The organism is Moraxella nasibovis (assembly GCF_029581575.1).
Lineage (GTDB): Bacteria > Pseudomonadota > Gammaproteobacteria > Pseudomonadales > Moraxellaceae > Moraxella > Moraxella nasibovis.
The window spans coordinates 1,858,677-1,875,006 of record NZ_CP089975.1 but is presented as its reverse complement, the minus strand read 5'-3'; the positions used below and the strand labels follow the sequence as shown (position 1 = coordinate 1,875,006).

General features: G+C 43.7%; 21 protein-coding genes and 1 pseudogene. 16 read left to right on the top strand and 6 right to left on the bottom strand.

The window, feature by feature from the left end; genetic code table 11:
- Positions 1-66: 66 nt before the first annotated feature.
- The 6 genes from LU290_RS08975 to gatC all read right to left on the bottom strand — a co-directional run bounded on the left by LU290_RS08975 (position 67) and on the right by gatC (position 5,852).
- On the bottom strand, positions 67-786 hold the full coding sequence (locus LU290_RS08975; protein ID WP_277808247.1) for a hypothetical protein: 720 nt from the start codon (positions 784-786) through the stop codon (positions 67-69).
- A gap of 68 nt (positions 787-854) precedes the next feature.
- Positions 855-1,379, bottom strand: a complete 525-nt coding sequence (locus LU290_RS08970; protein WP_277808246.1) for a hypothetical protein — start codon at positions 1,377-1,379, stop codon at positions 855-857.
- Between the two features lie 54 nt (positions 1,380-1,433).
- Positions 1,434-2,903, bottom strand: a complete 1,470-nt coding sequence (gatB, locus tag LU290_RS08965; RefSeq protein ID WP_277808245.1) for an Asp-tRNA(Asn)/Glu-tRNA(Gln) amidotransferase subunit GatB — start codon at positions 2,901-2,903, stop codon at positions 1,434-1,436.
- Positions 2,904-2,936: 33 nt separating this feature from the next.
- Positions 2,937-3,878 (bottom strand): class A beta-lactamase BRO-1, encoded by a 942-nt coding sequence (locus LU290_RS08960; RefSeq protein ID WP_003657002.1) that lies wholly within the window; start codon positions 3,876-3,878, stop codon positions 2,937-2,939.
- Between the two features lie 75 nt (positions 3,879-3,953).
- Complete coding sequence (gene gatA, locus LU290_RS08955) at positions 3,954-5,429, bottom strand: Asp-tRNA(Asn)/Glu-tRNA(Gln) amidotransferase subunit GatA (protein ID WP_277808244.1); 1,476 nt, start codon at positions 5,427-5,429, stop codon at positions 3,954-3,956.
- 120 nt (positions 5,430-5,549) lie between these two features.
- Complete coding sequence (gatC, locus tag LU290_RS08950) at positions 5,550-5,852, bottom strand: Asp-tRNA(Asn)/Glu-tRNA(Gln) amidotransferase subunit GatC (protein ID WP_277808243.1); 303 nt, start codon at positions 5,850-5,852, stop codon at positions 5,550-5,552.
- Between the two features lie 492 nt (positions 5,853-6,344).
- Here gatC and LU290_RS08945 point away from each other — a divergent pair, with 492 nt between their 5' ends.
- The 16 genes and pseudogenes from LU290_RS08945 to rpsQ all read left to right on the top strand — a co-directional run bounded on the left by LU290_RS08945 (position 6,345) and on the right by rpsQ (position 16,236).
- The gene (locus tag LU290_RS08945; protein WP_277808242.1) at positions 6,345-7,376 is read left to right on the top strand and encodes a rod shape-determining protein; all 1,032 of its coding nucleotides are present in this window, start codon (positions 6,345-6,347) and stop codon (positions 7,374-7,376) included.
- Between the two features lie 80 nt (positions 7,377-7,456).
- The gene (mreC, locus tag LU290_RS08940; RefSeq protein WP_277808241.1) at positions 7,457-8,284 is read left to right on the top strand and encodes a rod shape-determining protein MreC; all 828 of its coding nucleotides are present in this window, start codon (positions 7,457-7,459) and stop codon (positions 8,282-8,284) included.
- Between the two features lie 4 nt (positions 8,285-8,288).
- Positions 8,289-8,783 carry a rod shape-determining protein MreD gene (gene mreD / locus LU290_RS08935; protein ID WP_277808240.1) on the top strand — a complete coding sequence of 165 codons (495 nt, stop codon included), beginning with the start codon at positions 8,289-8,291 and terminating at the stop codon, positions 8,781-8,783.
- Between the two features lie 43 nt (positions 8,784-8,826).
- On the top strand, positions 8,827-9,420 hold the full coding sequence (locus tag LU290_RS08930; protein ID WP_277808239.1) for a Maf family protein: 594 nt from the start codon (positions 8,827-8,829) through the stop codon (positions 9,418-9,420).
- A gap of 23 nt (positions 9,421-9,443) precedes the next feature.
- Entirely contained in the window at positions 9,444-10,691 is a 1,248-nt protein-coding gene (locus LU290_RS08925) for an Rne/Rng family ribonuclease (protein WP_277808238.1), read from the top strand.
- A 528-nt stretch (positions 10,692-11,219) separates the two neighbouring features.
- Positions 11,220-11,531 carry a 30S ribosomal protein S10 gene (gene rpsJ, locus LU290_RS08920; protein ID WP_003656991.1) on the top strand — a complete coding sequence of 104 codons (312 nt, stop codon included), beginning with the start codon at positions 11,220-11,222 and terminating at the stop codon, positions 11,529-11,531.
- Between the two features lie 51 nt (positions 11,532-11,582).
- Entirely contained in the window at positions 11,583-12,221 is a 639-nt protein-coding gene (gene rplC / locus LU290_RS08915; RefSeq protein WP_277808237.1) for a 50S ribosomal protein L3, read from the top strand.
- A gap of 10 nt (positions 12,222-12,231) precedes the next feature.
- Complete coding sequence (gene rplD, locus LU290_RS08910; protein WP_277808236.1) at positions 12,232-12,834, top strand: 50S ribosomal protein L4; 603 nt, start codon at positions 12,232-12,234, stop codon at positions 12,832-12,834.
- Positions 12,831-13,160 carry a 50S ribosomal protein L23 gene (gene rplW, locus LU290_RS08905; protein WP_277808235.1) on the top strand — a complete coding sequence of 110 codons (330 nt, stop codon included), beginning with the start codon at positions 12,831-12,833 and terminating at the stop codon, positions 13,158-13,160. Before rplD ends, rplW begins: the two co-directional genes overlap by 4 nt.
- 11 nt (positions 13,161-13,171) lie before the next feature.
- Positions 13,172-13,999, top strand: a complete 828-nt coding sequence (gene rplB, locus LU290_RS08900; protein WP_277808234.1) for a 50S ribosomal protein L2 — start codon at positions 13,172-13,174, stop codon at positions 13,997-13,999.
- 11 nt (positions 14,000-14,010) lie between these two features.
- A complete protein-coding gene (gene rpsS / locus LU290_RS08895) occupies positions 14,011-14,286 on the top strand; it encodes a 30S ribosomal protein S19 (RefSeq protein WP_277808233.1) in 276 nt (91 codons plus the stop codon).
- A gap of 9 nt (positions 14,287-14,295) precedes the next feature.
- Positions 14,296-14,625 carry a 50S ribosomal protein L22 gene (gene rplV, locus LU290_RS08890; RefSeq protein ID WP_277808232.1) on the top strand — a complete coding sequence of 110 codons (330 nt, stop codon included), beginning with the start codon at positions 14,296-14,298 and terminating at the stop codon, positions 14,623-14,625.
- 2 nt (positions 14,626-14,627) lie between these two features.
- Positions 14,628-15,417, top strand: a pseudogene (gene rpsC, locus LU290_RS08885) (30S ribosomal protein S3).
- Positions 15,357-15,770 (top strand): 50S ribosomal protein L16, encoded by a 414-nt coding sequence (rplP, locus tag LU290_RS08880; protein ID WP_029102635.1) that lies wholly within the window; start codon positions 15,357-15,359, stop codon positions 15,768-15,770. Before rpsC ends, rplP begins: the two are co-directional and overlap by 61 nt.
- Positions 15,770-15,967 carry a 50S ribosomal protein L29 gene (gene rpmC, locus LU290_RS08875; protein ID WP_036364307.1) on the top strand — a complete coding sequence of 66 codons (198 nt, stop codon included), beginning with the start codon at positions 15,770-15,772 and terminating at the stop codon, positions 15,965-15,967. Before rplP ends, rpmC begins: the two co-directional genes overlap by 1 nt.
- Positions 15,964-16,236 (top strand): 30S ribosomal protein S17, encoded by a 273-nt coding sequence (gene rpsQ / locus LU290_RS08870; RefSeq protein WP_249101073.1) that lies wholly within the window; start codon positions 15,964-15,966, stop codon positions 16,234-16,236. The genes rpmC and rpsQ overlap by 4 nt, the downstream gene beginning before the upstream one ends.
- Positions 16,237-16,330: the final 94 nt, after the last annotated feature.

Genomic DNA, 16,330 nt, shown 5'->3' with positions numbered 1-16,330 from the left:
AACTGGCATATGTCCATTTATTGAAAACAAAAATGGTTGGTGGCAAGGTGTGTATTACGCACCAAATTAATCATATTTCTTAACCCATTGGTATTTTGGTGTGATTGGATAAATATCATATTCACTATTTAAAAACTTCTCTACAAAATATTTTTCTCCACCAATAAATGTATAAGGGGTATCATAATCAGTTGCAATCACCCATTTTTCACTATCATCAAATAATATAGTTGGTTGTGTGGATATTTTTGAATGTTGTTGTAATTCTTGATGAGTTAATATTTCGCCTTTAAATAATAGCTCGGATATTTTGCTATAATCGTATTCTGAATAACTAATAATTTTTAAAAGTTCATAATAATAGTAAATTTCATTATCAACCAAATTTTTTAAAGTATTTATCATAAAATTAAATTGCACATCAGAACAATCGCCATTTGAAGTGTAAAGTAGTGAGCTATATTTTTGGAATAATTCGCTTTCCAAATCACATAAATAATCTAAGTTTATCTCATCATTTACCGAAATTTCAAATGCTTTAAATATTGACTTTCTGTTATTGATTTTTGGTTCTATGTATTGCTCATTTTGATAATAACCAATCGGGTGTAAACAAATTGCATAACTTTCAAAATTATGCGGAATAATGTTGGCAAGTGCTAAATAATAATCATAAAATGATAGATTATTGTTTTGAAATTTTGGATAAATTTGATATTCGGAAAAATCAAATGATAAAAATTGTGGCAATTTATCATTGGATTGGAAAAATTTTTTGCTTGGCATTTTTTTACCCTTATAATAAGCCCCAAACACCAACCGATATTTGGGGCTTATTTTATTAACCAATTTTACTACCTGCTTTCACGCACCCATAAAAAATGAATATTTTCATCTTTATCTATCCAAAATATCAATTTGGATAATCCGTCAATCGGGTCTTGTATTTGGTCTAAAATAGCACTTCTAAATTTTTCTCGGTTTAATTCAAAGGTATAAATTTTAGCAACTCCATTTAGTTTTTCTAGTTGACCTTTTAAAATTTGTTGTAATAAATGATGATTGTTGGTTTGATTTTCTGAACTTTGAATTTCTTGAATGGCTTCATTGATATAATTGCTTAATTTTAATGGATAGCCTTCCTTAAATCTATAATAATCAAACCAAGTAGGCGATGATTGTAAAAAGTTTTCACAAGATTTAAGAATAAGATAAATATTTGTTTCTAGGTCAAAATAATGACAATTCATTTGACAATAGATAATATGTCCACTATCACAATTTGTTATTTCATTTGCACAATATATTTTTAAAAAACTGTTTGAAAGATAGAGTTCTGGTTTCTTAAAATGTTGGGTTACTTTTGCAATATCAATCATTGTTACTCCTATAAAATAAGCCCCAAACACCAACCGATATTTGGGGCTTATTTATTAACCAATCAACTTCTTCAACAATTCATTCACCTGTGCAGGATTGGCTTTACCTTTACTTGCTTTCATTACTTGTCCGACAAGTCCATTAAAGGCTTTTTCTTTTCCGCCTTTATATTCATCAACCATTGCTTGATTATTAGCAAGCACCTCGACGATAATGGCTTCAATCGCCCCTGTGTCGGTCGTCTGTTTTAAGCCTTTCTCGGCAATGATTTCATCGGCGGTTTTATCAGATTCCCAAAGATAATTAAACACTTCTTTGGCGATTTTACCACTAATGGTATTATCTAAAATACGGGCAATTAACCCCGCCAAGCGTTCGGCATTGATTGGTGATTTATCAATGGTGAGTTCATTTTTATTTAATGAACCCAATAAATCACCCATAATCCAGTTTGCCCCGATTTTGGCATTATTTTTACCGATTTTTTCTACCACTGCTAAGAAATAATCGGACAATTCTCGGCTACCATTTAATACATTGGCATCATAAGCCGATAAGCCAAGTTCGCTCACAAAGCGTTCTTTTCGCACGCTGGGGAGTTCTGGCATTTTGTCTTTAATGGCTTGCAACGATTCATCAGAAATCATCACAGGGAGCAAATCAGGGCAAGGGAAATAGCGATAATCGTTGGCTTCTTCTTTGGTTCGCATTGCCCGAGTTTCGTCTTTTTCGGGGTCGTATAGGCGAGTGGCTTGCACCACTTTACCGCCGTCTTCAATTAGGTCAATTTGGCGTTCAATTTCACTTTTTATAGCCCGCTCAATAAAGCGAAACGAGTTTAGGTTTTTAAGCTCACAGCGAGTGCCAAAGGGCGTGTTGGGTTTATGTACCGAGACATTGATGTCGGCACGAAAAGAGCCTTCCGCCATAATCGCATCACTAATGCCAAGCCAAGTAACCAGCTCGTGAATGGTCTTGACATAGGCAACCGCTTCGTCCGCCGAGCGAATGTCAGGCTCAGAGACGATTTCAATGAGTGGCGTGCCAGCACGGTTTAAGTCCACGCCCGTCATCTGTGGCACGGCATCGTGCACCGATTTGCCTGCGTCTTCTTCAAGGTGGGCACGGGTAATGCCAATGCGTTTGGTGTATTCGTTTTTTGTCCCTGCGTTCACCAAAATGTCGATGTAGCCTTGCCCCACGATTGGGTGTGCCATTTGTGAAGTTTGGTAGCCTTTGGGTAGGTCGGGGTAGAAGTAGTTTTTGCGGTCAAAGGCGTTCATTTGTCCGATTTGGGCATTGACGCCAAGTCCAAATTTTACCGCTTTTTCAACAACTTCGGCATTTAGGACAGGCAACACCCCCGGCATTGCCAAATCAATGATGTTGGCTTGGGTGTTGGGTTCTTGCCCAAATTCGGTACTGGCAGGGGAGAAAATTTTGGTGGCGGTGTTTAATTGGCAATGGATTTCAATGCCGATGACAACTTCATAGCCGTCAATTAGGGGGGCTTGGTTAGTCATAAATTTTCCTATTAACTATAAAAATTTAATGGGTTATAAAAATGGATAAATTTCTTTACCAATTTGTGCCATTATTTCATCTTTTTGATTTTTAAAATCAAGGGATTTACCATCATGGGGCTGGGTGATAAATAGGCTGATAAAATAAGGTTTATTATTTTCATTCCAAATCACAGCAATGATATTTTTTGATTCACTACCTGTGCCTGTTTTGTCGCCAATTCGCCAATTTTTTGGTAAATATTTTCTCAATAAATTATCAGCAACTTTATCATTGATAAGCCAAGTTATCAACTGTTCTTTGCTTTGATTGGATAGGATATTGCCTACAATCAGTGCTTTTAGGCTTTTTGTGTAAGGAATTGGTTTTGCGGTATCACTGGTTTCACCATAATGTGAGCGATTTAATAAAGGCTCATTATTTGCCAGCACCATATCCGCCCCAATCTCTTTCAAAAATTGATTGAATGCAGTCAAACCCCCAATTTTATCCAACAAGATATTAGCAGAACCATTATCACTCAGTGTTATGGTAGCTTCGCACAATTCACTAATAGAAATTGGTTTATTCTCATCAAAGTATTTTTTACAGACAGGAGAATATTCTATCAAATCGCTTTCTTTAATGATGATTTTTTCGTTTAAATCCAATTTTTCTTTATCTACAAGTAATAATATATGACTTGCAATAAAGGCTTTAATGGTACTATTAACAGGAAAATATTCATTACCACGATGACTGGATAGTTCACCATTGTCAGCAATAATCGTCATACCAATTTTGGCATTAAATTTATTTTCCCAAATTGGCAATATCTCTTTTAATTTATTTTGTAATAAATTTGGATTGTTTGTTATCTTATCATCGGGCAAATAATCATCAGATAAATTCGTTTTACATCCAGTTAATAAATTGCCAGAAAAAATAATAGGTAGTGCCAATAAGGTTTTTTGTAAAAAATGACGGCGTTGCATCATTATCTCCTTTTATTGTTTGGGATAAATTTATTATTGTTTGGGATAAGTTTATCATTCACCCCAATCCAAAAATCACTTCACCAAATCCGCCTTTGCCTGATGAAAATCGGTATGGCTTTGGTAAATGTGAGCGGTTTTTAACAGCTCGCTTTCCGCCCAATGTTTGCCAATGAGTTGCAAGCCCACAGGCAATCCGCCCACAAAGCCCACAGGGTGCGACAAACTTGGCAAGCCCGCCAAATTCACACCAATGGTATAGACATCGCCCATATAGATTTCGGCAGGGGAGAGATTTTCGCCAAGTTTATAGGCAACCGTTGGGGCGGTTGGCGTGGCGATGATGTCGCACGATTCAAAGGCTTTTAAAAAGTCATTTAAAATCAAACGGCGAACCTTTTGAGCCTTGACATAATAGGCATCAAAATAACCTGCTGACAGGGCATAAGTCCCCATAATGATACGGCGTTGCACTTCCGCCCCAAAGCCTTCCGAGCGACTGCGTGTGTACAAATCGTGCAAATCGGCAGGATTTTCACAGCGATAGCCATAACGCACCCCGTCAAAGCGAGATAAGTTGGAGCTGGCTTCGGCAGGGGCAAGGAGATAATAGGTGGCAAGGGTGATTTGTGGGTCGGTCAAATGGACATCTACCAAAGTCGCCCCCAAGTCTTGATAGACTTTTAAAGCATCTTCAATTTTGGCTTTAACATCAGCATTTAACCCTGTGCCAAAATACTCTTGCGGTACGCCTACTCTTAATCCTGCTAGGGGTTTGTCGCTTGCTACTTTGTCTAATTCGCCCACCCAGTTTGGCACATCTTTGTTTACACTTGTGCTGTCTTTGGGGTCATAACCGCTCATCGCTTGTAACAAATACGCACAGTCTTGTGCCGAGCGTCCAAACGCCCCTGCTTGGTCAAAGCTTGACGCATACGCCACCATACCAAAGCGAGACACTCGCCCATAGGTTGGCTTAATGCCTGTTACACCGCAGAAGCTCGCAGGCTGGCGAATAGAACCGCCCGTGTCCGAGCCTGTCGCCACAGGGACAAAGTTGCTTGCCACAGCCGCCGCACTACCGCCAGACGAACCCCCTGGCACTCGGTCTAGGTCGTAGGGGTTGTGTACCGCTCCGAAATAGGATTTTTCATTGTCCGAACCCATTGCAAATTCGTCCATATTGAGCTTGCCAAGACTGATAAAGCCAAAATTCGCGATATTTTCTACCAGCGTGGCATTATAAGGAGCTTTGAAATTGGCAAGCATTTTTGAGCCACAAGTGGTCAAAACGCCTTGTGTGCAAAGGTTGTCTTTATGAGCCATTGGCACGCCAAGTAGGGGGCGAGTGTCGCCCTTAGCACGCAAATCATCGGCAAGGCGGGCTTGCTCTAAGGCTAGGTCAGCCGTTACGGTAACAAAGCTATTCACCGCCTTGTCGTGCGTATTGATGCGGTCTAAAAAATGCTGAGTCAATTCAACCGAGCTAAAGTGTTTGGCGTGTAAACCGTCAGCGATTTCACGGACGGATAGGGTATGTAAAGTTGTCATCGTTTTTTCTCTAAATTTTGTTTTTTTAAATAGGTTTTAAATCGGTGTGTAGGGGCGAATCGCAATTCGCCCTTGTGTGCATTTTTTGGGCGAATTGCAATTCGCCCCTACGGTTTAAAATCACTCAATCACTTGTGGCACTAAATACAATCCATCTTGTACCGCAGGGGCAATCGCTTGATTTTGCTCACGATTGACCGCCAAACCATTCAAATCCACCACATCTGGGCGTAGCACTTGCACGCCATCGTGGACATTGGTTAAAGGCTTGACATCGTCCGTATTGACATCGGACAAAATGTCCATCATGGATAGGATTTTGCCAATGTCTTTGGCGTAGCTTTCAGATTTGGCATCATCAATGGCAAGGCGAGCGAGATTGGCGACGCCTAAAATGTCATTGCTGTTTAGAGTGTTGCTCATGGTGATTTCCTGTTTGTAAGTGTTGTTATGAACATTCAATGAAGGATTGAAAAAATTGACTAATTGTAGCATAACTTGACCATCGACAACATCACTTATGCGCATTTGGCAGCTAAGTTTTGGCAAAAATCATCAAAATTTTGGCACTCATGACAGGTTTGCAAAATTTTCTTGCAAAAAATCGCAAATTTTTCGTAAATACGCATGATTTTTTGGGTGCAAATAGGGTATAATTTGCCATTAAATTTTTATCTGGCGCCAATGCACGATTTTTGATGCTTTTTTGGTTGGTTTTGGGCGACGCAATCTGCCGATCAATTCAAAATTAGCAGACATTCTTGGCACATTTTCCATCCTTGCGACACCAAAAACACAAAAAATGGCTTGCTTGTCTTTTTTAAGTCGGGCGCTGTTTTAGGCGAGCTGTTGGTAAATTGTCTTGACGCAGTGCTTACGCGCGTTGTTTTGCTTTAATATCTGGAAACGCTACCCATGAATCTGTTTGGATTTTTATCAACCAATATTGCCATCGACCTTGGCACAGCAAATACGCTGATTTACACCCCCGGCAAAGGCGTGGTTCTTGATGAGCCGACCGTCGTCGCTTTGCGTGCCAACCGCACCCAAAATCCAACTGTCGCTGCGGTGGGCATTGATGCCAAACAAATGCTCGGTCGTACGCCAGATAACATCACCGCCATTCGCCCATTAAAAGATGGCGTGATTGCAGACTTTGAAGTCACGCAAAAAATGCTCAAACATTTCATCACCAAGGTCAAGGCTCGTCGCTTTTTGGCAAATCCAAATGTTGTGGTGTGTGTGCCTTGCAAATCAACCTTGGTAGAACGCCGTGCCATTGAAGAAGCGGTGCGTTCGGCTGGGGCAAATAGCGTGCATATCTTAGAAGAGCCGATGGCGGCGGCGATTGGCGCAGGTCTGCCTGTGCATGAGGCCAGTGGTTCGATGGTGGTGGACATCGGTGGTGGTACGACTGAGATTGCGGTCATCGCTTTGTCTGGCTGTGTCTATGCCGACTCCATCACCATCGGTGGCGATAAATTTGACGATGCCATCATCCATCATGTCAAAAAGACGCACGGCTGCTTTATTGGTGAGACCACTGCCGAACGCATCAAGATGGAAGTGGGTACGGCGATTTTTGATGAAAATGAAAACTTGGAAGTAGAAGTGCGTGGTCGTTCGATGGCAGAAGGTGTGCCTAAGACTTTCACAGTCACTTCCAAAGAGATTCAAGCGGCATTGGCTGAGCCATTGGCTGTCATCGTTTCAAGCGTCAAAGAGGCCCTTGAACAAACACCACCAGAGCTGTCGTCAGACATTGCCGAAAATGGCATCATGCTAACAGGTGGCGGTGCGCTACTTCGTAACCTAGACAAGCTGTTATCCAAAGAGACTGGTCTGCCTGTAACGGTGGCTGACGACCCTCTGACCTGCGTGTCTCGTGGCGGCGGTAAGGCGCTTGAATTCATCCATGACAAGTCGCTGAACATGATCTTTGTGTGATGATAATAAAAGCGGTGATGATACCGCTTTTATTTTGTGATGTCGATGAGTGTGTTTAAGATTTTGATGATAAAGATGATATGCTGCTGAGTATTTTTTCCCAAAAGCCATTATTTGTGCGAGCTACGCTGAGTTTTTTGGTGCTGTCGCTGATTTTGATGCTGCTAGACAGCCAGAAATCAGAATGGTTTGTGCCTTTTCGTGATGCCAGCCATGCGTCCATGCAGCCGATTTACCAAATGTCGCTCATACCGTCATTTGCGGCGCATTATGCTGATGGCGCTTTTGAAAGCAAAGAATCGCTGCGCCGTGAAAACATTCGCCTGCAAACTGAGCTTTTGCAAGCCAAAGTGCAGCTGCAACAGCAAGACCATCTCATCGCTCAAAATGCCAGACTCAAAGGCGTACTGTCCACCACTGAGTCTGCCAATCACGACCTGCTATTGGCACGCATCATCGGCACAGACTCCAATCCACTAAAACAGATCGTAGTGCTCAATAAAGGCGAAAATGACGGCGTGAAAATCGGGCAGACCGTCATTGATGAAAACGGCATTTTGGGACAAGTAATCAACACCTATCCAAACACTTCACGCCTTGTGCTGATCACCGATGAGCAGCAGTCAGTGGCAGTGGTGGTGGCTCGTACAGGTCAGCGTGCGGTGGTGTCTGGTAGCGGTCGCCCCGATGGTCTTAATCTGGATTTTATTTTTAAGACTTCTGATGTGCAAGTAGGCGATGAGCTGGTTTCATCTGGGCTGGGTAGCCGTCTGCCCGCAGGGTATCGTGTGGGGACGATTGCTGACATCGACACCACTCGCACGGATAACTTTGCCGACATCACAGTGACCCCAGCGGCAAATATCCTAAACAGCAGCCATGTGCTGATTTTGCAGCCAAAACAGTAGGGCGATGAGTCAGATGAACGCCAAGTCTTTTTTGCTGATGGGTATTGTGCTGAGCTTTGTGATGGCATCAGCGATGAATATTTATCCGCTGTCTTTTACGGTGGCGGAATTTCGCCCGATGTTTTTGACGATTGTGCTGATATTTTGGCTCATGTATCGCCCGACCATCATGCGTGTGTGGGTGGTGTTTTTGATTGGTTTGTCATCGGATTTGCTGTTGGATACGCATTTGGGGCATCAGGCGTTTTGTGCGGTGCTTATGAGCTTTGGGCTTAGAGTGCTGCTCATTTATATCACAGAGCTGACTTTAAAGAATGCGTGGCTGTGTGCGGCGGCGGCCTTGATTGGCTATCGCAGTGTTTTGTGGGTATTGGAGTCGTTCAGTCATGGCTTTATTTGGGCAGGGTTTGGCTCGTTGGTGATGAGTATTTTGATTTTTCCGCTGTTTTGGTATCCTTTGTACTGGGTGAATGGACAGCTGAAAGAGCGTGCTTGGTAGGCACGCTTTTTCATATTGATATTTTGATGGATGGGACTAGGTTATGAATATTATTTTGGCATCAACTTCGCCACGCCGTCAAGAATTATTAAAGACGGCAGGCGTGGATTTTACCGTGATGGCGGTATCCATTGACGAGTCTTGGCAATCAGGCGAGTGTGCCAAAGACTACATCATGCGTATGGTTTCTGAAAAATTCGCCAAGGCGTGTCAGGAGCCACTACAAGGGCAGTCGCTCATCATTACGGCAGATACCATTGGCGTATTGCCTGATGGTAGGGTGCTGACCAAGCCCACAAATCGCACCGATGCTTATGCTATGTGGGATAAGATGTCTGGTGCGACTCATGAAGTCTGGACGGCGGTTTGTGTTGGTGTGGTGGCAGATGGTGCGGTGCTTGCTAGGCAAAGTATGATTTGTCGTACAGAGGTGGATTTTGTGGTACTGACGGACGCCATGAAACACGCTTATTGGCAGACAGGCGAGCCTGTGGATAAGGCAGGGGCGTACGCCATTCAAGGTGGGGCGATGGCGTGGGTTGAGGCCATTCGTGGCAGTTATACCAATGTGGTGGGCTTGCCACTGGCTCAAACGCTGTCGCTGATTGAGCGTGTCAAATCACATATTGATAGCTAGAAATCATCGTTAAGTATCATAAAATGACCAAGCAAATCATCATTGAGCATGGGCAAGAGCAGACGCAGTTGGCGGTGGTCGTCAATGGCGAGCTGTGTGATTTTTTTGTTGAAAATCAAGCGGACAGTCTGGTGGGGCGTGTCTATCTGGGGACGGTGGTGCGTGTCTTGTCGGCGATGCAGGCGGTATTTGTGGATATTGGTCGCAAGCGGACGGCGTTTTTATCCATTGATGATGTGCATCGCTCAGATCGCAGTTTGGGCATTGAAAAGCTGTTTTATCAAGGCGAGCGAATCGTCGTGCAAGTCATCAAAGATGAGCTTGGCGAAAAGGGAGCGTGCCTTAGCACGAAAATCAGCTTGGTAAGTCAGACGCTGGTTTATTTGCCCAATGACGACAGACCGCTGGGCATTTCTGCTAAGCTGGGCGATCAGGCGGTGCGTGAGCGTCTCAAAAGCGAGCTTAGCCAGCTGTGTCAGGCGCTGGGTGTGCAGGGCGGTTTGATTGCACGCACGCAGGCGGTGTCGGTCGGCGTGGAGCGATTGCAGGCGGATTTGGTGTATTTGATTCGGCTGTGGGGCATGATGACACAGCGTATCCATACTGCCAAACTTGCCAAATCCAAGCACGCACTGATACATCAAGCCCTGCCTTTGCCGCTCAGATATTTGCAAGATTTTGCCTGTCTTGACAATAAAATTGACAGCATCATCGTCAATGATCAAGCGATGTATGAGCAAATATTGGCATTTGTCCAGACATTCATGCCCCATTTGACTTCTGTGTTGACTTGCCAAGAGTCTTCTTTATTCGCTCATCATGGCATCAAATCGCAAATCAGTGATGCTTTGGGGCGACAGGTCGCTTTGCCGTCAGGTGGGTTTTTGGTGATTGATCAGACCGAAGCGATGACAGTGATTGATGTCAATACAGGCTCGTTCGTTGGCAAGCACTCGTCTGATGAACTGATTGAAAAAACCAACCTAGAAGCCAGCCATCTTATCGCCAAACAGCTAAGACTGCGTAACATCAGCGGTATCATCATCATTGATTTTATTGACATGACAAGTGAGCAAAGTCGCACCAAGGTATTAAACACTCTCACCAAGCTGTTTAAAAAAGACGCTGTACCGACACACATTTTAGGCTTTACTCGGCTTGGACTGCTTGAAATGACCAGAAAACGCACCGCAGTCAGCTTGGCAGAGCAACTCACCCAGCCTTGTGCGGTGTGTCAAGGCGCAGGAAAATTACCCAAAAACGGGGCATAATTATTGATTATTTTCATTAAATTTATAAAATCAATTAAAAAATTCAATGAAAATAGTGCGGTTTTTATCACAAAAAAATGATAAAATAGCACGCAAATGATCGAATGCGTTTATGAGTTTTTATGAATGGCGACATACATAAAGCATACATAAAAATGACGATTATTTTGACAAAAGCATAATAAATCCCTTGCATTTAGCCGATTTTGGTGTATAATATGGGCTTATTATGTTTTAGCGTTGCGCTTTTTAATCCGCTATGTCGTGATTGAAAAGAATGAATTTGATAAAAATTGTTCTCTACAACAACGATAGAGAATTTAAAAAGGACAACGCCACAGCCGAAGCATCGTTTTTGGCACTATAACATCACCCCTGCTGTCTGACCATTTGTGCATGACGGGCAGGGATTGGATTATTTTGTCAAAAGCATCGATTTTTGGCAAAAAATATGAAAAATGGTATAGCTGAACTCATCTTTTTTGATGACGGAAGTTTTATAAAGCACTTAATTAGGAGCTTGTTGGCATGGCTAACCAGAGAATCCGTATCCGACTAAAATCTTTCGACCATCGTCTGATTGACCAGTCGGCACAAGAGATTGTCGATACTGCAAAGCGTACAGGCGCACAAGTTTGTGGTCCTGTTCCCTTGCCGACTCGTATTGAGCGGTTCAACGTATTGACATCACCACACGTCAACAAAGACGCTCGTGACCAGTATGAAATTCGCACTCACAAACGCATGATTGACATCGTACAACCTACCGACAAAACTGTCGATGCGTTGATGAAGCTTGATCTAGCAGCTGGTGTTGATGTTCAAATCGCCCTAGGCTAATTGAACAAGACTGGTTTAATATTAAACTATTATTAAAGTAAGAGGTCTAAAATGGCGATTGGTTTAGTCGGTATTAAGCGTGGTATGACCCGAATCTTTACTGAAGCAGGCGCATCTATCCCTGTAACAGTAGTCGAGGTTGACGCAAACCGCATCTCGCAAATCAAAACAGTAGACACCGATGGCTATAACGCAATCCAAATCACCACTGGTGAGCGTCGTGACAGCCGTGTAACTGCTGCTCAAAAAGGACACTTCGCAAAAGCTGGCGTAGCCGCTGGTCGTGGTGTTTGGGAATTCCGTGCAGACGAGAGCGATCTTGAAGGTCGTGAAGTTGGCGGCAACATTTTGGTAGATCTATTTGAAGTTGGGCAGTTGGTTGATGTGACTGGTCAAAGCAAGGGTAAAGGTTTCCAAGGTGGTGTTAAGCGTCACAACTTCCGTACTCAAGACGCAACTCACGGTAACTCTGTTTCTCACCGTGTACTTGGTTCTACTGGTCAAAACCAGACACCAGGTAAAGTATTTAAAGGCAAAAAGATGCCTGGTCAAATGGGTAACAAGCGTGTTACTGTTCAAGGCCTTGAAATCGTGTCTATTGATGCTGAAAAAGGTGTACTAGTCATCAAGGGCGCACTTCCTGGTGCCAATGGTGGCGATGTTATCGTACGTCCGTCAGTGAAAGCCTAAGGGGATTAACGTGAATTTAAAAACTGTTACAGGTGCGGCGGTTGAGCTATCAGAAACGACTTTTGGTCGTGAGTTCAACGAAGCCTTGGTACACCAAGTAGTAACTGCTTACCTAGCTGGCGCTCGTCAAGGTACTCGTGCACAAAAAACTCGTGGCGAAGTATCTGGCGGTGGTAAAAAGCCATGGCGTCAAAAAGGTACTGGTCGCGCTCGTGCTGGTTCTATCCGTAGCCCAATCTGGGTTGGTGGCGGTCGTGCATTCGCAGCAAAACCACAAGATTGGTCTCAAAAAGTAAACCGTAAAATGTATCGTGGTGCCATGCAGTGCATCCTAGCTGAGCTGGTACGCCAAGAGCGTCTGGTTTTGGTTGATAGCATCACTGTAGATTCACCAAAAACTAAAGGTTTGGTTGCTAAGCTAGCAGAGCTAAACACACCGCGTGCTTTGATCGTAACGCACGAAGTGGACGAAAATCTATATCTAGCTGCTCGCAACATTCCACATGTCAATGTATTGGGTGCTCGTGAAGTTGATCCAGTAAGCTTGGTTTCTTTTGACAAAGTTATCATGACTGTAGAAGCTGCCAAACAATTTGAGGAGACACTAGCATGAGTAACGCAAGACTGTATCAAGTGCTAAAAGCCCCTGTATTCTCTGAAAAATCTCAGCGTCTGGGCGACAGCCTTGGTGTTCAAGTTTTCAAAGTGGACAGCAATGCGACTAAGCGTGACATCAAACAAGCGGTTGAGCTGATGTTTGAAGGTGTTGAAGTTGTTAAAGTAAACACGCTAAACACCAAAGGTAAAACTAAGCGTTTTGGCCGTGTTGTGGGCAAACGCTCTGATGTCAAAAAAGCGTATGTAACCTTGAAAGCTGGTTCAGACGTACAAATCGGTGCTGGTGAAGAAGTCACTAGTGAAACAGCGACTAACGAATAAGGATTAAAGACATGCCTATCGTAAAAGCAAAACCTACATCACCAGGTCGCCGCTTTGTTGAAAAAGTAGTGCATCCACACCTTTATAAAGGTCGTCCTTATGCACCACTTGTTGAATCAAAAGCAAAAACTGGTGGCCGTAACAACAACGGCCGTATCACTACCCGTCACATCGGTGGTGGTCACAAGCAACACTATCGTCTGATTGACTTCAAGCGCAATAAAGACGGCATCATTGCAACTGTTGAACGCATTGAGTACGATCCAAACCGTACCGCACACATTGCACTGCTTAAATATGCAGACGGTGAGCGTCGTTACATCATTGCACCTAAAAAATTGGCTGTAGGCGATCAGGTTCAATCTGGTGAGGGTTCTCCAATCCGCCCAGGTAACTGCTTGCCACTTAAAAATATCCCAGTGGGTACTGTTATTCACAACATCGAACTAAAAATCGGCAAAGGCGCGCAAATCGCTCGTTCTGCTGGTGCAGCGGTTCAATTGTTGGGTAAAGACGGTGCTTATGTGATCGTTCGTTTGCGCTCTGGCGAAACTCGCCGCATCCATGCAAACTGCCGTGCGGTAATTGGTGAAGTGTCTAACACTGAAAACAACCTAAAATCGCTTGGTAAAGCAGGTGCAGCACGCTGGCGTGGTGTTCGTCCTACCGTTCGTGGTACTGCGATGAACCCGATTGATCACCCACACGGTGGTGGTGAAGGACGCAACTTTGGTAAACACCCAACCAGTCCTTGGGGTCAGAAAGCTAAGGGTCTTAAGACTCGTTCTAATAAGCGTACTGACAATATGATCATCCGTCGCCGTCGTGCCAAGAAATAAGGAATAATTTAATGCCTCGTTCATTGAAAAAAGGTCCATTTATCGATGCGCACTTGTTTGCCAAGATCGAAGACGCTCTTGAAACAAACAGCCGTAAACCAATCAAAACTTGGTCTCGTCGCTCGATGATTCTACCACAAATGGTAGGTCTAACCATTTCTGTTCACAACGGTCGCACTCATGTACCAGTGATTGTGAATGAACAAATGGTTGGTCATAAACTTGGTGAATTCGCTCCGACCCGTTCATATCGTGGTCACGGCGTTGATAAGAAATCTAAGAGATAAGGTGCTACCATGGAAGTAACTGCAAAATTACGCGGTGCCGCTATTTCGGCACAAAAAGTAAGATTGGTTGCGGACGAAGTTCGTGGTAAGTCAATCGAGCGCGCTTTGGACATCTTGACTTTTAGCAACAAAAAAGGTGCTAAACTGGTTAAGAAATGCCTACAATCAGCAATCGCTAACGCTGAGCACAACAATGGTCTAGACATCGATAATCTGCGTGTTTCTACCATCTATGTTGATGAAGGCATCACTTTGAAGCGTATTATGCCCCGTGCCAAAGGTCGTGCTGACCGTATCAGCAAGCGCACTTGTCACATCACTGTTAAAGTAGGAGCATAATCATGGGTCAAAAAGTTCATCCTATTGGTATTCGCTTGGGCGTCATCAAAAAGCATAACGCTAACTGGTATGCCAGCCCAAAGCAATATTCAGAATACCTGCTAAACGACTTTAAAGTGCGTGACTTCTTGCGCAACAAGCTAAAAGAAGCCATGGTGAGCAACATCAGCATTGAGCGTCCTACTGGCGCTGCCAAAATCACCATTTCATCTGCTCGTCCAGGTGTGATCATTGGTAAGCAAGGTGCTGACATCGAAGCACTACAAAAAGAGCTGACCAAAATCATGGGTGTACCTGCTCAGGTAAACATCCAGGAGATCACTCAGCCTGACCTAGATGCTCGCTTGGTAGCTGTTGGTATCGCAAACCAGCTAGAACGCCGTGTGATGTTCCGTCGTGCAATGAAGCGCGCGGTACAAAACAGCATGCGTTCAGGTGCACAAGGCATCAAAGTTGAGCTATCTGGTCGTCTAGGCGGTGCAGAGATTGCTCGTACTGAGTGGTATCGTGAAGGTCGTGTGCCTCTACATACTCTTCGTGCTGACATCGATTACGCAGAAGTGCGTGCAGAGACCACTTATGGTACCATCGGTGTGAAAGTTTGGATTTTCCGTGGTGAAATTCTAGACGGCATGAACAGCGTTTATAACCCAGTGGTTGAAGAGAAAGCTCGTGCGCCAAAACGCCGTGGCCGTACCAACAACCGTCGTAATTCAGACAAGGGGTAAGCCATGTTACAACCAAAACGTACCAAATTCCGTAAAATGCACAAAGGCCGTAACACTGGTCTAGCCCAGCGTGGTAACACCGTTGCATTTGGTGAAATTGGTCTAAAATCTATCGGTCGTGGTCGTATGACTGCTCGCCAAATTGAAGCAGCTCGTCGTACCATCACTCGTCGCATTAAGCGTGGCGGTAAAATTTGGATTCGTGTATTCCCAGACAAACCAATTACCGAAAAACCTCTAGAAGTTCGTATGGGTAAAGGTAAAGGTCCTGTAGAGTACTGGGTAGCAGAAATCAAGCCAGGTAAAATGCTTTACGAAATTCAAGGCGTTAGCGAAGAATTGGCTCGTGAAGCTCTAACTTTGGCATCAGCTAAGCTACCTTTCAAAACGACTATTGTTAAACGGACGGTTATGTAATGAAAACCAACGAATTACGCGAAAAATCAGTAGAAGAGTTGGCTCAATTGCTTGACGAAAAGCAGCTTGATGCATTCCGTCTGCGTATGGCAAAAGCTACGGGTCAGCTGGGCAATACTCACGAAGTTAAGGCAAATCGTCGTACGATTGCAAAAATCTTAACTTTGATTAACGAAAAACAAAGAGGCGACGCATGAGCGAGAACACCCAAACTCAAGAAGTTGGCGTTGTAACTGGTAAAGTAATCAGCAACAAGATGGATAAGTCTATCACTGTTCTGGTTGAGCGCCAAATTCGCCACCCAATGTATGGCAAACAAGTTCGCCGTTCTACCAAGCTAAAAGCTCACGACGAGAACAATGTTTGTCAAGAAGGCGATATCGTTCGTATCAAAGAAACTCGTCCTATCTCAAAGACCAAAACTTGGACTTTGGTGGACGTGGTTGAGACTGCGGTAAAAATTTAAGTTATTTGCATTAAAAGTCATTTGCTAGTATAATGTACATCTTTGTAGATGTTCATCCATCAAATATGTGCAAATATTGTGCATATTTGATGGC

Coding starts and splice junctions, on each gene's coding strand:
- rplB (WP_277808234.1), top strand. CDS start 13,172: ATGCCTATCGTAAAAGCAAAACCTACATCACCAGGTCGCCGCTTTGTT.
- LU290_RS08930 (WP_277808239.1), top strand. CDS start 8,827: ATGAATATTATTTTGGCATCAACTTCGCCACGCCGTCAAGAATTATTA.
- rpmC (WP_036364307.1), top strand. CDS start 15,770: ATGAAAACCAACGAATTACGCGAAAAATCAGTAGAAGAGTTGGCTCAA.
- mreD (WP_277808240.1), top strand. CDS start 8,289: ATGAGTCAGATGAACGCCAAGTCTTTTTTGCTGATGGGTATTGTGCTG.
- mreC (WP_277808241.1), top strand. CDS start 7,457: ATGCTGCTGAGTATTTTTTCCCAAAAGCCATTATTTGTGCGAGCTACG.
- rpsJ (WP_003656991.1), top strand. CDS start 11,220: ATGGCTAACCAGAGAATCCGTATCCGACTAAAATCTTTCGACCATCGT.
- LU290_RS08960 (WP_003657002.1), bottom strand. CDS start 3,878: ATGCAACGCCGTCATTTTTTACAAAAAACCTTATTGGCACTACCTATT.
- gatA (WP_277808244.1), bottom strand. CDS start 5,429: ATGACAACTTTACATACCCTATCCGTCCGTGAAATCGCTGACGGTTTA.
- rpsS (WP_277808233.1), top strand. CDS start 14,011: ATGCCTCGTTCATTGAAAAAAGGTCCATTTATCGATGCGCACTTGTTT.
- rplW (WP_277808235.1), top strand. CDS start 12,831: ATGAGTAACGCAAGACTGTATCAAGTGCTAAAAGCCCCTGTATTCTCT.
- rplP (WP_029102635.1), top strand. CDS start 15,357: ATGTTACAACCAAAACGTACCAAATTCCGTAAAATGCACAAAGGCCGT.
- rplC (WP_277808237.1), top strand. CDS start 11,583: ATGGCGATTGGTTTAGTCGGTATTAAGCGTGGTATGACCCGAATCTTT.
- gatC (WP_277808243.1), bottom strand. CDS start 5,852: ATGAGCAACACTCTAAACAGCAATGACATTTTAGGCGTCGCCAATCTC.
- LU290_RS08925 (WP_277808238.1), top strand. CDS start 9,444: ATGACCAAGCAAATCATCATTGAGCATGGGCAAGAGCAGACGCAGTTG.
- rplV (WP_277808232.1), top strand. CDS start 14,296: ATGGAAGTAACTGCAAAATTACGCGGTGCCGCTATTTCGGCACAAAAA.
- LU290_RS08970 (WP_277808246.1), bottom strand. CDS start 1,379: ATGATTGATATTGCAAAAGTAACCCAACATTTTAAGAAACCAGAACTC.
- gatB (WP_277808245.1), bottom strand. CDS start 2,903: ATGACTAACCAAGCCCCCCTAATTGACGGCTATGAAGTTGTCATCGGC.
- LU290_RS08945 (WP_277808242.1), top strand. CDS start 6,345: ATGAATCTGTTTGGATTTTTATCAACCAATATTGCCATCGACCTTGGC.
- rpsQ (WP_249101073.1), top strand. CDS start 15,964: ATGAGCGAGAACACCCAAACTCAAGAAGTTGGCGTTGTAACTGGTAAA.
- LU290_RS08975 (WP_277808247.1), bottom strand. CDS start 786: ATGCCAAGCAAAAAATTTTTCCAATCCAATGATAAATTGCCACAATTT.